This is a genomic window from Mycobacterium sp. 1245852.3 (genome assembly GCF_001669335.1).
In the GTDB taxonomy this organism is placed as follows: Bacteria; Actinomycetota; Actinomycetes; order Mycobacteriales; family Mycobacteriaceae; genus Mycobacterium; species Mycobacterium europaeum_A.
In genome coordinates this window covers 1-13,071 of the sequence record NZ_LZLL01000383.1, presented here as the reverse complement: position 1 = coordinate 13,071, position 13,071 = coordinate 1, and the positions used below count along the sequence as shown (strand labels likewise).

Annotated in this window: 12 protein-coding genes, 3 tRNA genes and 3 pseudogenes; 10 read left to right on the top strand and 8 right to left on the bottom strand. The window is 66.6% G+C overall.

Annotated elements, in window-relative coordinates:
- Window positions 1-3: 3 nt before the first annotated feature.
- Both A9W96_RS17090 and A9W96_RS17085 read right to left on the bottom strand, forming a co-directional pair.
- Window positions 4-80, bottom strand: a tRNA-Asp gene (locus A9W96_RS17090).
- Between the two features lie 29 nt (window positions 81-109).
- Window positions 110-182: transfer RNA gene (locus tag A9W96_RS17085), tRNA-Glu, on the bottom strand.
- A 124-nt stretch (window positions 183-306) separates the two neighbouring features.
- Between A9W96_RS17085 and A9W96_RS17080 the strand changes: the two genes are divergently transcribed.
- Window positions 307-382 (top strand) — tRNA-Lys (locus A9W96_RS17080).
- A 32-nt stretch (window positions 383-414) separates the two neighbouring features.
- Here the strand turns inward: A9W96_RS17080 and A9W96_RS17075 are convergent.
- Window positions 415-1,314 carry a class I SAM-dependent methyltransferase gene (locus A9W96_RS17075; protein WP_067141471.1) on the bottom strand — a complete coding sequence of 300 codons (900 nt, stop codon included), beginning with the start codon at window positions 1,312-1,314 and terminating at the stop codon, window positions 415-417.
- A 118-nt stretch (window positions 1,315-1,432) separates the two neighbouring features.
- On the opposite strand from A9W96_RS17075, the gene A9W96_RS17070 reads away from it, so the two are divergent.
- The 3 genes from A9W96_RS17070 to A9W96_RS17060 are packed head-to-tail and all read left to right on the top strand — an operon-like array spanning window position 1,433 to window position 2,630.
- Window positions 1,433-1,930, top strand: a complete 498-nt coding sequence (locus A9W96_RS17070; RefSeq protein ID WP_067141468.1) for a nucleoside deaminase — start codon at window positions 1,433-1,435, stop codon at window positions 1,928-1,930.
- Window positions 1,931-1,974: 44 nt separating this feature from the next.
- Window positions 1,975-2,382 carry a metalloregulator ArsR/SmtB family transcription factor gene (locus A9W96_RS17065; protein ID WP_066865575.1) on the top strand — a complete coding sequence of 136 codons (408 nt, stop codon included), beginning with the start codon at window positions 1,975-1,977 and terminating at the stop codon, window positions 2,380-2,382.
- A gap of 44 nt (window positions 2,383-2,426) precedes the next feature.
- The gene (locus A9W96_RS17060; RefSeq protein WP_067141465.1) at window positions 2,427-2,630 is read left to right on the top strand and encodes a zinc transporter Slc39a7; all 204 of its coding nucleotides are present in this window, start codon (window positions 2,427-2,429) and stop codon (window positions 2,628-2,630) included.
- A 21-nt stretch (window positions 2,631-2,651) separates the two neighbouring features.
- Here A9W96_RS17060 and A9W96_RS17055 read toward each other — a convergent pair whose 3' ends face one another.
- Window positions 2,652-3,716 (bottom strand): oxygenase MpaB family protein, encoded by a 1,065-nt coding sequence (locus tag A9W96_RS17055; RefSeq protein ID WP_067141462.1) that lies wholly within the window; start codon window positions 3,714-3,716, stop codon window positions 2,652-2,654.
- 68 nt (window positions 3,717-3,784) lie between these two features.
- Between A9W96_RS17055 and A9W96_RS17050 the strand changes: the two are divergent.
- The 5 genes and pseudogenes from A9W96_RS17050 (at window position 3,785) to phoU (ending at window position 9,735) form a co-directional block, all read left to right on the top strand.
- A pseudogene (locus A9W96_RS17050) lies at window positions 3,785-4,399 on the top strand (TetR/AcrR family transcriptional regulator).
- 169 nt (window positions 4,400-4,568) lie between these two features.
- Entirely contained in the window at window positions 4,569-5,591 is a 1,023-nt protein-coding gene (locus A9W96_RS17045) for an acyl-ACP desaturase (protein WP_066865563.1), read from the top strand.
- Between the two features lie 7 nt (window positions 5,592-5,598).
- A complete protein-coding gene (gene dusB, locus A9W96_RS17040) occupies window positions 5,599-6,732 on the top strand; it encodes a tRNA dihydrouridine synthase DusB (protein WP_067141459.1) in 1,134 nt (377 codons plus the stop codon).
- A gap of 209 nt (window positions 6,733-6,941) precedes the next feature.
- Complete coding sequence (locus A9W96_RS17035; protein WP_067141456.1) at window positions 6,942-9,008, top strand: LCP family protein; 2,067 nt, start codon at window positions 6,942-6,944, stop codon at window positions 9,006-9,008.
- 58 nt (window positions 9,009-9,066) lie between these two features.
- On the top strand, window positions 9,067-9,735 hold the full coding sequence (gene phoU, locus A9W96_RS17030; RefSeq protein WP_064951288.1) for a phosphate signaling complex protein PhoU: 669 nt from the start codon (window positions 9,067-9,069) through the stop codon (window positions 9,733-9,735).
- 8 nt (window positions 9,736-9,743) lie between these two features.
- Here the strand turns inward: phoU and pstB are convergent, their stop codons facing one another.
- The 4 genes and pseudogenes from pstB to A9W96_RS17010 form a co-directional block, all read right to left on the bottom strand.
- Entirely contained in the window at window positions 9,744-10,520 is a 777-nt protein-coding gene (pstB, locus tag A9W96_RS17025) for a phosphate ABC transporter ATP-binding protein PstB (RefSeq protein ID WP_066865555.1), read from the bottom strand.
- A 13-nt stretch (window positions 10,521-10,533) separates the two neighbouring features.
- Window positions 10,534-11,448, bottom strand: a complete 915-nt coding sequence (gene pstA, locus A9W96_RS17020; protein ID WP_066865552.1) for a phosphate ABC transporter permease PstA — start codon at window positions 11,446-11,448, stop codon at window positions 10,534-10,536.
- The gene (gene pstC, locus A9W96_RS17015; RefSeq protein WP_067141453.1) at window positions 11,445-12,488 is read right to left on the bottom strand and encodes a phosphate ABC transporter permease subunit PstC; all 1,044 of its coding nucleotides are present in this window, start codon (window positions 12,486-12,488) and stop codon (window positions 11,445-11,447) included. Before pstC ends, pstA begins: the two co-directional genes overlap by 4 nt.
- Before the next feature lie 51 nt (window positions 12,489-12,539).
- Window positions 12,540-12,962, bottom strand: a pseudogene (locus A9W96_RS17010) (substrate-binding domain-containing protein); the annotation flags it as partial.
- On the opposite strand from A9W96_RS17010, the pseudogene A9W96_RS32700 reads away from it, so the two are divergent.
- Window positions 12,959-13,071, top strand: a pseudogene (locus A9W96_RS32700) (phosphate ABC transporter substrate-binding protein PstS); the annotation flags it as partial. The pseudogenes A9W96_RS17010 and A9W96_RS32700 overlap by 4 nt on opposite strands.

The following is a 13,071-nucleotide window of genomic DNA, read 5'->3' as shown; positions in this document are numbered from 1 at the left end:
GCTTGGCGACCCTGACGGGACTCGAACCCGCGACCTCCGCCGTGACAGGGCGGCGCGCTAACCAACTGCGCCACAGGGCCTTGCTGCTGCTCCGCGTCACCGCGTCGCGTACCCCCAACGGGATTCGAACCCGTGCTACCGCCGTGAAAGGGCGGCGTCCTAGGCCACTAGACGATGGGGGCCAGAACCGAATCACTCCGGGGTACTCGCAACGTGGTTTCGTTGGGAGCCACGTCAGCTTAGGTCACGGTGTGCCCAATCCTCAAACGAGCCTCGTTTTCGGTCCAAGTATCCTGAATCTTCGCGGCCCCTATAGCTCAGTTGGTAGAGCTACGGACTTTTAATCCGCAGGTCCCAGGTTCGAGCCCTGGTGGGGGCACCACACTGCGCGCGGTGCCGCTGCGCGCACCGTAATCATCGCCCGAGCACCGCGCTGCTGTAGGTGACATCGGCGAAGGCCGCGGCGACGTCGTCGTCGGCGTAGACAAACCCGTTGGCCGCATGCAACTCCGCGATGGTCTGTGACGTGGTCTGCCAGCCGCGCCGGCCCAGGTGGTCGACGATGTGGCTGCGCTGGCCGTGGTAGACGAGATCGTTGAAGTCGATTTCGAACCCGAGTTCGCTCATCCGGTCGTGGTGCGCGCGCCACCGCGGGTCCGCGAAAACCGCAGTGTCAGGCACGAATTCGAAGGCGAGGCGGCTGCCGGGGGCACTCAGGTCGGTGACGTTGTCGAACAACGCGTCCTGGGCGTCGTCGGGCAGGTAGACCACCAGACCCTCGGCGCTCCATGCCGAGGGCACCTGCGGATCGAATCCGGCCGCCTGCAGAGCCGAGGCCCAATCGTCGCGCAGATCGATGCCCACGGTACGACGCTCGGCCGTCGGCTCGGCCCCCAGGTCACCCAGCGTCAGGGTCTTGAACTCGATCACCTCCGGCATGTCGACCTCGTAGACGACGGTGCCCGTCGGCCAGGGCAGCCGGTAGGCCCGGGAATCTAGCCCCGACGCGAGGATCACCACCTGGCCGATGCCGCTGCGGGTGGCGTCCAGAAAGAATTGGTCGTAGAAGCGGGTCCGGCAGGCCATCCCGCGCGCCATTCGCTGCGGATCGAACTCCGTGTTGCCGCCGGGCGCGATTTCGCCGTTCACCAACCGGACATAGACGTCGATACCGACCGCCCGAACAAGCGGCGCGGCGTAGGGGTCGTCGATCAACTTCGCGTCCGAGGACAGGGCCCGCTGCGCGGCCACCATGGTCGCCGTCGCCCCGACACTGGTCGCCAGATCCCATCGATCACGCTCGGCGCGCGCCATGGTGCCCCCTTTGAAACCGGGTCCGTAAAAAGATAGACAATCTAGTTAGTATCACACGCTGGGATTCCGCCGTGCGGGACTACTCTGCGAGCTATCTGCTCCCGTTTCAGGAGGGCCCGTGACCGATTTCGCACAGCGGACGATCGACCTGGCTCGCCGAAACGTGGCAGACGGGGGCCGCCCCTTCGCGACGGTGATCGTCCAGGACGGCGACGTGCTCGCCGAGAGCGCCAACAAGGTGGCCCAGACCAACGACCCCACCGCGCATGCGGAAATCCTCGCCATCCGCGAGGCCTGCATGAAGATGGGCACCGAGCACCTCGTCGATGCCACCATCTACGTGCTCGCCCACCCGTGCCCGATGTGCCTGGGCTCGCTGTACTACTGCTCACCCAAAGAAGTGGTTTTCCTGACCACCCGTGAGACCTACGAGCAGTACTACCTGGACGACCGCAAGTATTTCGAATTGTCCACGTTCTACGACGAATTCGCGAAGCAATGGGACCGGCGCCGCCTGCCGATGCGCTACGAGCCCAACGACGACGCCGTCGAGGTCTACCGGTTCTGGAACGAGCGCAACGGCGGACGGCGGGCGACGGTCGTCCCGTCCTGCTGAACCGTGTCCTTGGCAGCCCGACCGGGCTTCGCTAATATTTGCGTATGCATGCAGATAGTGGCAAAGGCCGGCTGCCGGACGACCAGGCCAGCCTGGTCGTCGAGGTTTTCCGGATGCTCGCCGACGCCACGCGCGTGCAGGTGCTCTGGTCGTTGACCGACCACGAGATGTCGGTCAACGAACTCGCCGAGCACGTGGGCAAGCCGGCGCCGTCGGTTTCCCAGCACCTCGCGAAGCTGCGGATGGCCCGGCTGGTCCGCACCCGCCGGGAGGGCACGACGATTTTCTACAGCCTGGAAAACGACCACGTCCGTCAACTCGTCATCGATGCGGTGTTCAACGCCGAGCACGCCGGCCCCGGGGTTCCCGGTCACCACCGCGGCGACGGCGGGCTGACGGCCGTCGCCGAGCCGTCCCGTCCACCGAACCGGCGGCACAGCGCCGCACGCTGAGCGGGCAGCAGCCACACGGCATTTCACCCAAGGAGGGAACAGCGATGAGCGAACAGCACACTCACGACGCGCCGCACGCGCACGAACACCAGCACGGCGACGTCACCCACGCCCACGCGCACACCACCCACGAGCACGAGAACGTCGAGCACGAACACTCACACGCTCACGCCGACGGGACCGAACACACCCACGCGCACGTTCACCAGGCGGGCCTGGAAGAGGTCCACGGTCACGCCCACGCGTAGCGCGTCCGTCGCCCAAGCGGCTCAGGAGACCATCGGGCAGTAGTGCTTGGGGTTGCTGCGCTCGTCTTCGGGCGGCAGATTGCGCGCCGGCGTCTGCACCAGCGGCGTATCGAGGGGGATCCGCCCGCTGGCGCGGTCCAGACCGGCGCGCGCCCGCGGGTGCTTGCGGTACCTGCTCGGCACCAGGGCGAACACCCCGCGAACGAGGTCGCCGAAGCGCCGGTACAACCATTCGTCGCGGGCCGACCACCGGTAGCCCATCAGCTCGCGCACCGGCGGGTCGTACAGGCCGACCGTCACCCAGACGAAAAACGGCGCCAGCAGTTTGCGCTGGGCCGCCCATAGCGCGTCCGGAATCCATTGCGCGAAGGGGGGTTTCGGCAACTCGGTCAGGTCGAGCACGGCCCGCGCCGCCCAGTTGCTCTCCAGCACGTCGCGGCACATGTGGTCCCAATAGACCTGGAACTCTTCCCACGACTTCGGCACCGGCCGCATGCTCATGCCGTACATGCGGTACCACTCGACGTGTTCGTCGAACAGCTGGCGCTTCTGCTCCTCGGTGATTCCGCCGCAGAATCGCTCGGCGACGTGAATGGTGCCCATGAAGAAGGTGGAGTGCGCCCAATAGAAGACGTCGGGGTTCAACGCGTGGTAGCGCCGGCCCTGTTCGTCGACCCCCTTGATGTCGGTGTGATAGTCGCGGACCTCGGCGCCGGTGACGGGCGCGCGGTCCCCGTCGAAGACGACACCCCCGATGGGATACAGCGAGCGCAGCAGGCGCGGCCAGCGCTCGCGAAAGAAGGTGGAGTGGTCGATGACCGCCGCGCCCAGTTGCGGGTGCATGTTCTGCATCGATCCCGCCCAGGGGCCCTGCAGCATGCCCCGCCAGTCGCCGAAGTACCGCCAGGTCAGCGAATCGGGTCCCAGCGGTGCGGGTGGCGCGTCGTATCCCGCCGGCGATACCGGGCAGCCCCCCGCGACGCCGTCGGGCGAGTCGCTCGAAACCGACTGCTCAGCGGTACCGGTCGCGTCGCTGCGCGCTACGTCGCTGGTCAGAGGGCGCGATGCGGACGTATCTTGAGTCACTATTGGATCCCTGTAGGTATCGTGAAAATCTGACTACAACCGTTGTCAATTTAGAGCTTAGGAGCGATGTGCAGACGGGTCAACGACGGGGACGCTGGACCGGCGTCCCCTTGGAGAGCCGTCTCGCGCTTCGCCGCGACAACCTCATCAGCGCCGGGGTGCAGTTGCTGGGCAGCCCCGGTGGGCCGGCGCTGACCGTGCGCGCGGTTTGCCGCGCGGCCGCGCTGACTGAGCGCTACTTCTACGAAAGCTTCGCCGACCGTGACGAATTCGTGCGCGCGGTCTATGACGATGTGTGCAGGCGCGCGATGGACACGCTGACCTCGGCGACGACCCCGCGCGAGGCCGTCGAGCGATTCGTCGAGCTGATGGTCGACGACCCGGTCCGCGGACGCGTGCTGTTGCTGGCGCCGGCGGTGGAGCCGGTGCTCACCCGCTCCGGGGCGTAGTGGATGCCCAATTTCATCGACCTGCTGCAGCGCAAGCTGTCCCGCATCGGCGACGCCGTGCTGCAGAAGATGATCGCGACCAGCCTGGTGGGCGGCCTGTCGAGCCTGTTCACCGCCTACCTGCATGGGCAGCTGGGTGCCAGCCGCACGCAGTTCATCGATTACTGCATCAACATGCTCTATATCAGCGCCGCGCCCTACGTCCCGGCCAACGAGCTCGGCAAGTCGCAGTGACGCGTTTTCAATTCCGCCGCATCGGCAAGCCGTACAACTAGACCTACCGAACCGGACCCTCGAAACCGGCATCAAAACGTCACCTGGCGCGCCGGACGAGGAACTTGATGCTACTGAAGTACACAGATATATTGACTGCTACCCATCGACACAGATAACTGGAGGCCCTATGTCAGCGGAGCTGACAAACCTACAGCTGCTGCACGAGCTCGAGCCGTTCGTCGAGAAATACCTGAACCGGCACGAGAGCATGCACAAGAACTGGAACCCGCACGACTACATCCCGTGGTCGGACGGCAAGAACTACTACGCGCTCGGTGGGCAGGATTGGGAGCCCGGTCAGTCGAAGTTGTCAGACGTCGCCCAGATCGCGATGGTGCAGAACCTGATGACCGAAGACAACCTGCCGTCCTATCACCGCGAGATCGCGATGAACTTCGGCCTGGACAACGCGTGGGGCCAGTGGGTCAACCGCTGGACCGCCGAGGAGAACCGGCACGGCATCGCGCTGCGCGACTACCTGGTGGTGACCCGCGCGGTCGACCCCGTCGAACTGGAGAAGCTGCGCATCGAGGTGGTGAACCGCGGCTTCAGCCCCGGCCAGAACCACCAGGTTCGCGCCGATCTGTTTGCCGAGAGCCTCTTCGACTCGGTCATCTACGTGACGTTCCAGGAGCTGGCCACCCGGATCTCGCACCGCAACACGGGCAGGGCCTGCAACGAGACCATCGCCGATCAGTTGCTGGCCAAGATCTCGGCCGACGAGAACCTGCACATGATCTTCTACCGGGACGTCAGCGACGCCGGGTTCGCCGCCGCGCCCAACCAGGCGATGAGGTCGCTGCACAAGGTGCTGCGCAACTTCCAGATGCCCGGCTACCAGGTGCCCGAGTTCCGCCGCAAGGCCGTCGCCATCGCCGTCGGCGGCGTGTACGACCCGCGCATCCACCTCGACGACGTGGTCATGCCGGTGCTGAAGAAATGGCGCATCTTCGAGCGCGAGGACTTCACCGGCGAGGCGGCCGCCATGCGCGACGATCTCGCGCTGCTGATCAAGGAACTCGAGGCGACCTGCGAGAAGTTCGAGATTTCCAAGCAACGTCAGCTCGAGCGGGAAGCCCGCACGGGCAAGCGGACCACCGCGTTCGAGCTGCACAAGACCGCGGGCACGCTGACCATGAGCCGGCGGTAACCAAGCGGTGCGCATCGGATCCATCGCGCTCGCCAGCCCGGTGGTCCTGGCTCCGATGGCGGGCGTGACCAACGTCGCTTTCCGGACGCTGTGTCGCGAACTAGAGCTTGCCAAGGTTGGCACCGTCAGCGGGCTCTACGTCTGCGAAATGGTCACGGCGCGTGCGCTTGTGGAGCGTCATCCCGCCACGCTGCACATGACCACGTTCGCCCCCGACGAGTCGCCGCGGTCGCTGCAGCTCTACACCGTCGACCCCGCCACCACCTACGCCGCCGCCAAGATGATCGCCCACGAGGGCTTGGCCGATCACATCGACATGAATTTCGGCTGCCCGGTGCCCAAGGTGACCAAGCGCGGCGGCGGATCGGCGCTGCCGTACAAGCGGCGACTGTTCGGCCAGATCGTCGCCGCGGCGGTGCGCGGCACCGAGGGCACCGACATACCGGTGACCGTCAAGTTCCGCATCGGCATCGACGATGAGCACCACACGCACCTCGATGCCGGCCGCATCGCGGAAGCCGAAGGGGCGGCCGCCGTCGCGCTGCATGCCCGCACGGCGGCGCAGCGTTACTCCGGGACCGCCGACTGGGACGAGATCGCCCGGCTCAAACAGCATGTGCAGACGATCCCGGTGCTCGGCAACGGCGACATTTATGACGCCAGCGACGCGCTGACGATGATGGCCAGCACCGGCTGCGACGGCGTCGTCATCGGCCGCGGCTGCCTGGGCCGGCCGTGGCTTTTCGCCGAGCTGTCGGCCGCCTTCACCGGCAGCGCGCCGCCCACGCCGCCCACGCTGGGCGAGGTCGCCGACATCGTGCGACGGCACGGGCAGCTGCTGGCCGCGCACTTCGGCGAGGACAAGGGCATGCGCGACATCCGCAAGCACATCGGCTGGTATTTACACGGCTTCCCGGCCGGCTCCGAGCTGCGCCGGGCGCTAGCGATGGTCAAGACGCTCGACGAGCTGGACCGTCTGCTCGACCGGCTGGACGGCACGGTGCCGTTCCCGGACGAGGCGACGGGCCCGCGCGGCCGGCAGGGCTCACCGGCGCGGGTAGTGCTGCCGGAAGGGTGGCTGACCGACCCGGACGACTGCACGGTCCCGGCGGGCGCCGACGTCATGCACTCCGGGGGCTGAATCGACCGACTCGAGATCGCGTCCGGACCGATAACTCAGTAGCATGTGGGCTTTGTTGCATGCGCTCGGGTAGCGGATGGGTTCGTGCCACTGCACGAGGGCGGCAAAAAATGGTTGGCACCAGCAGCAGCGCTCACAATGCGGCGCTGCGCTGACACTACGCACGCACACGCTGACGTCTGCATCAGAGCTTCGGAGGCCGGTAGGACATGAGTGACGCCGAGAACGACGCCACTCGTAATGGTCGGCATGGCCCGGGCGGGGCGCACGCCCGCCCGATCGCGCCGGACCCGGCGCCGTTGGGCGCCGCCCCTTGGGAGCGATTCTTCCAACCACCGGCCGACGACAGCCTGCACCGGTGGCAGCCCGACACCGGCATCGAGCCCGTCGAGGCGCCCGTGGACGACACCGACCGGGGTGGATCCCACGCCGGGGGCGGCGTCAGCGTCGCGGACCTGATCGCCAAGATCGGCGCCCCTGACCGGCCCGTTCACCACCGCGCCGCTCCCGAGGATCCGGAGCCCGGGCCTAGCGGGGACCAGCCGGGCCTGCCGATCGAGCTGCAGACAACGCAGGTGATCGACGACCTGGCCTACTCCCTGGACGCGGTCGCCGAGCTTCGAGCCCTCGAGGCCGCCGACTATCCCAACGACGACGACGCGGACGACAGCGACGCCCCAGAATTCATCGAGACCGCGGAGCCCAGGCGTCGGCGCCGTCCGCTGTTGCTGGCGGCGCGGTCGACGGCGGCCCTGGCCGCCGTGCTGGCGCTGGCCATGACCGGTGGGGCGTGGCAATGGAGCGCGTCGAAGAACGCCCGGCTCAACAACGTCGCCGCGCTCGACCGGAACTCCAGCGACATCCGCGACCCGGGCGGCCAGTACGGCGACGAGGACTTCTTGATCGTCGGCCTCGACTCCCGCACGGGTGACAACGGCAACATGGGCGCCGGCACCACCGACGACGCCGACGGAGAACGGTCGGACTCGGTGATGCTGGTCAACATTCCGGCCAACCGGAAACGCGTGGTGGCCGTGTCGTTCCCCCGCGACCTGGCCATCACCCCGATGCAGTGCGAGGCGTGGAATCCCGACACCGGCAAGTACGGGCCCCTCTACGACCCGAAGACCAAGACCTACGGGCCGAAGACCATCTACACCGAGACCAAGCTGAACTCCGCCTTCGCCTTCGGCGGCCCCAAGTGCCTGGTCAAGGAGATCCAGAAACTGTCCGGCTTGAGCATCAACCACTTCATCGCCGTCGATTTCGCCGGTTTCGCGAAAATGGTCGATGCCCTAGGCGGCGTCGAAGTCTGCTCGAGCACCCCGCTGCACGACTACGAGCTCGGCACCGTCCTCGAACACGGTGGCCGGCAGGTTCTCGACGGTTCGACCGCGTTGAACTACGTGCGCGCCCGCCAGGTCACCACCGAAGTCAACGGCGACTACGGCCGCATCAAACGCCAGCAACTGTTCGTGTCGTCGCTGCTGCGGTCGCTGATCTCCGCGGACACCCTGCTCGACCTCAACAAGCTCAACAACGTGGTCAACATGATCATCGGCAACACCGTCGTCGACAACGTCCAGTCCAAGGACCTGGTCCAACTGGGGCAGTCGCTGCAGGGCATCGCGGCCGGGCACGTCACCTTCGTCACCGTCCCGACCGGTGTCACCGACCAGAACGGCGACGAGCCGCCGCGGATCGCCGACATGCGGGCACTGTTCGATGCCATCATCAACGATGATCCGCTGCCCGAAGAAAACGACCAGAACGCACAGAATTTGAGCGCCTCCCCGACGACGGGGCCCTCGAAGGCGCCCACCACCAAGAAGTCGCCGGCGCCGGCGCCCGAGGCCCAACACGAGCTGATCACCACGACCTCGCCCAGCGGCGTGACGGTGCGGGTGTCCAACGCGACCACGCAGAGCGGTCTGGCCGCCACCGCGACCACCCAGCTCAAGCGGGACGGCTTCAACGTGATGTCACCCGACGATTACCCGAGTTCGGTGAGCGCGACGACGGTGCTGTTCTCGCCCGGCAACGAGGAGGCCGCCGCCACCGTCGCGTCCTCGTTGACCAACGCGAAGGTGCAGCGGGTCTCCGGCTACGGGCAGGTGGTGCAGGTGGTGCTGGGCCCCGACTTCAAGTCGGTCAGCACTCCGTCGCCCAGCGGCTCGTCGATGAATCTGCAAATCGAACGCGGCTCGAGCAATGCTCCGGCCAAGCTGCCCGAGGACCTGACCGTCACCAACGCGGCCGACACCACCTGCGAGTAACCGCTTTTGACGGCGCTGCGCTGCCCGTTTCGGGCGGACAGACCGTACCCTTGTTGATATGCGGACCGCCTACCACGAGCAACTCTCGGAGTTATCCGAGCGCCTCGGCGAGATGTGCGGCTTGGCAGGAATCGCCATGGAGCGGGCCACCCAGGCTCTGCTGCAGGCCGACTTGGTGCTAGCCGAACAAGTCATCTCCGATCACGAAGCCATCGCCGCGCTCAGCGCGCGCGCCGAGGAAAGCGCCTTCGTACTCCTGGCATTACAGGCACCGGTCGCCGGTGACCTGAGGGCCATCGTGAGTGCCATTCAGATGGTGGCGGACATCGACCGGATGGGCGCGCTGGCGCTGCACGTCGCCAAGATCGCCCGTCGTCGCCATCCCCAGCACGCCCTGCCCGAGGAGGTCAACGGCTACTTCGCCGAAATGGGCAGCATCGCAGTCGAATTGGGCAACAGCGCCCAGGAGGTGGTGTTGTCCCGCGACCCGGAGAAGGCCGCCCGGATCCGCGAAGAAGACGACGCCATGGACGATCTGCACCGGCACCTGTTCTCGGTGCTGATGGACCGTGAATGGAAACACGGCGTCGCCGCGGCCGTCGACGTGACGCTGCTGGGCAGGTTCTACGAGCGCTTCGCCGACCACGCCGTCGAGGTGGCCCGGCGGGTCATCTTCCAGGCGACCGGCAGGCTGCCCGAGGAAGAAGCGAAATCCGCGTCGCAGTAACGATCGGGCTAGCCGAAGCGGCCCGAGATGTAGTCCTCGGTGGCCTTCTGGCTCGGGTTGGAGAAGATCTTCTCGGTGTCGTCGACTTCGATCAGCCGCCCCGGTTTTCCGACCGCTTCCAGGTTGAAGAACGCCGTGTAGTCACTGACCCGCGCCGCCTGCTGCATGTTGTGGGTGACGATGACGATGGTGTAGTCCTGCTTCAGTTCGCTGATCAGCTCTTCGATGGCCATCGTCGAGATGGGGTCCAGCGCCGAACACGGCTCGTCCATCAGCAGCACGTCGGGTTGCACGGCGATGGCCCGCGCGATGCACAGGCGCTGCTGCTGCCCGCCCGACAGTCCTCCTCCTGGCCTGTCCAACCGGTTCTTGACCTCGTCCCACAGGTTCGCCCCGCGTAGCGAATACTCGGCCGTCTCATCGAGCACCTTGCGGTTGCGGACCCCCTGCAGCCGCAGGCCGGCGACCACGTTGTCGCGAATCGACATGGCGGGGAACGGGTTTGGCCGCTGGAACACCATCCCGATGGCCCGGCGTACGCCGACCGGGTCGACGCCGGCGCCGTAGATGTCTTCGTCGTCGAGCAGCACGCTGCCCTCGACCCGTCCACCGGGCACCACCTCGTGCATGCGGTTGAGCGTGCGCAACACCGTCGTCTTGCCGCACCCCGAGGGCCCGATGAACGCGGTCACGCTGCGGGGCAGAACCGACAGCGTCACATCCGAGACCGCGTGAAACGATCCGTAATAGATGTTGACGCCCTTGAGGTCCAACCGTTTGGCCACTTAGTGCTCCTGCCTATGACTTCCTGGCGCCCAGGAATTTCGCTATCACTCGGGCCGCGATATTGATGATGGCGATCACCAGGATGAGGGTTAATGCGGCGCCCCACAACCGATCCGTGGGGATGGGGTTCAGGCCCGCACCGGCCGACGTCTGGTTGAACATCATGCCGGGCAATGTCCCCATGAACCCGCTGAATATGTCGAAGTTCATCGACTGCGCGTACCCCACGAGGATAAGCAGCGGCGCCGTCTCCCCCATCACCCTGGCCATCGCCAGCAGTATCCCGGTGACGATGCCCGACAGCCCGGTGGGGATGACCACCCGGGCAATGGTTTTCCACTTGGTGATGCCCAGCGCGTAACTGGCCTCGCGGAGATCCACCGGTACGATCCGCAGCATCTCCTCGGTGGCGCGCACGATCACCGGGAGCATCAGCAAGACCAGCGCCAGCGACACCGCGAACTCCGACCGCGACATCCCCAGTGTCGCCACGCACAACGCGTAGATGAACAGCGCGGCAACGATTGACGGCACACCGCTGAGGATGTCCACCATGAACGAGGCCAATCTTCCCAGCGGGGTCCCGCCGCCGTACTCGACGAGATAGATCGCGACCATCAACCCGATCGGGACTGAGATGGCGGCGCAGATCAATCCCTGCAGCACGGTGCCGACCAGCGCGTGGTAGGCGCCGCCACCGGAGACGAATGCCGTCATCCCCGCTTGCGAGTGCGACCACCACGTGGTCGACGCAATGGTCTTGAGCCCCTTGGCGACCACCGACCACAACACCATCACCAGCGGGGTCACGGCCACCAGCAGCGACAGTGAAACCAGAAGCGTCGCAATGGTATTCGCGATACGGCGGCGCCGGCTGACCGGCGAGAAGGTCCGCGGTTTGAGCGGGCGGTCCAACATCGAGGTCATTGCGCCCCCTTTCGCGCCGCCCCGGCGACGGTGCCCCGCGCCAGGGCGTCGACCACGAAGGTGAGCACGAATAGGGTCAGGCCCGCGGCGATGTACGCGCCGGCCTTGTATCGGTCGTCGAATTCGGCCGCCGCGCCGGCGATCTTGGTCGCGAAGGTGGAGCCGCCGTCGAACAGCGACCAGCCGAACGCCGACTGGGTGCCGCGCAGGATGATCAGCAGCGCCACGGTCTCACCCAGGGCGCGGCCCAGTCCCAGCATCGAGCCACTGACATAGCCCGACCGCCCGAACGGCAGCGTGACCGTCTTGATCACCTCCCAACGGGTGGCACCGAGCGCCAGCGCGGCCTCGATCTGGTCTTGCGGCGTCTGGACGAACACCTCGCGCGTGACCGCGGTGATGATCGGCAGGATCATCACCGCCAGGACGATCCCGCCGGTGAAGATGGTGCCACCACCGGCCGGCGACGCGTTGCCGTTGGCGAACAGAAAACACCAACCCAGCGAGCGATTGAGCCAGGTGGCGAGGGGGCGCAGCTGCGGCGCCAACACGTACAGACCCCACGCGCCGTAGATGATCGACGGGACCGCGGCCAGCAGGTCGACCGAGTAGGCCAGCGGGGTGGCGACCCGCCGCGGCGCGTACTGCGTGATGAAGATGGCCACGCCCAGCGCGACCGGCATGGCCAGGATCAACGCGAACAGCGAGACGAACACCGTGACCGGCACCAGGCTGGCGATGCCGAAGTGCATCGCCGAGGTGTCCGTGGTGGACCAGGTGCCGCCGTAGCTGAAGAAGTTCTCCCGATTGCGGTGCAGCGCCGGTATCGCGCGCCCGAGCAAAAAGGCCGCGATCGCGGCGATGACCACGATGATGAGCACGCCCGACGACTGCGCCAGCCAGCGGAAAATCCGGTCCCCCACGTGGGGCCGGCCCTCGCCCCAGGGGCTGATCGGCGTCGCCTGCGACTCCGGAAACGGCGCGGCGACGACCGCACCCGAACCCGCGTCATTGGGATTCACCCCGGAAAACCCCGTCACTGTGATCCCGTCACAGTCCTGCTGTCGCTCCTCGAAACCCGATCCACTTGGCTACTGCAGCGCATCGATCGCCGTAACCAGTCGTTCCCTGACCTTATCGGGCAGCGGCACGTACCCGGCCCTCGCCAGTTCGCCCTGTCCGCTACCGGCGGCGATGGCGAGGAACGATTTGATGGCCGCGGAGGTCTGGGGGTCGTAGCCCTTCGAGCAGACGATCTCGTAGGTGACCAGCAGCAACGGATAGACACCCGGCTCCTCGGAGCCGTACATGGCGTTGAGGTCGAGCACCAGGTCATGGCCCTCGGCGAGGAATTTGGCCGCCTTGACGGCGTTTCCCGCCGTGTCGTTGGTCAGCGGAATGACGCCGCCGCGGGTGGCGATTTTGGCGTAGGGCATGCGGGCCTGGTCGGCGAAGCCCTTCTCGACGTATCCGATGGCGCCCGGGGTGGCCCGCACCGCCTGGATGACGCCGGACCGACTCGTCGGGAACCACGGACAACGTTCAGAAGTATCTGACCGCGGCCGCGCCGCAGAGCTGGTCCAAAGGGGTCGGCACCGAATTCCCGGGCGGGGTCGGGGAGGG

Excerpts from the sequence above, each read along its gene's own strand:
- A9W96_RS17060 (WP_067141465.1), top strand. The coding sequence starts at position 2,427 with ATGAGCGAACAGCACACTCACGACGCGCCGCACGCGCACGAACACCAG.
- A9W96_RS17035 (WP_067141456.1), top strand. The coding sequence starts at position 6,942 with ATGAGTGACGCCGAGAACGACGCCACTCGTAATGGTCGGCATGGCCCG.
- A9W96_RS17065 (WP_066865575.1), top strand. The coding sequence starts at position 1,975 with ATGCATGCAGATAGTGGCAAAGGCCGGCTGCCGGACGACCAGGCCAGC.
- pstA (WP_066865552.1), bottom strand. The coding sequence starts at position 11,448 with ATGACCTCGATGTTGGACCGCCCGCTCAAACCGCGGACCTTCTCGCCG.
- A9W96_RS17045 (WP_066865563.1), top strand. The coding sequence starts at position 4,569 with ATGTCAGCGGAGCTGACAAACCTACAGCTGCTGCACGAGCTCGAGCCG.
- phoU (WP_064951288.1), top strand. The coding sequence starts at position 9,067 with ATGCGGACCGCCTACCACGAGCAACTCTCGGAGTTATCCGAGCGCCTC.
- A9W96_RS17075 (WP_067141471.1), bottom strand. The coding sequence starts at position 1,314 with ATGGCGCGCGCCGAGCGTGATCGATGGGATCTGGCGACCAGTGTCGGG.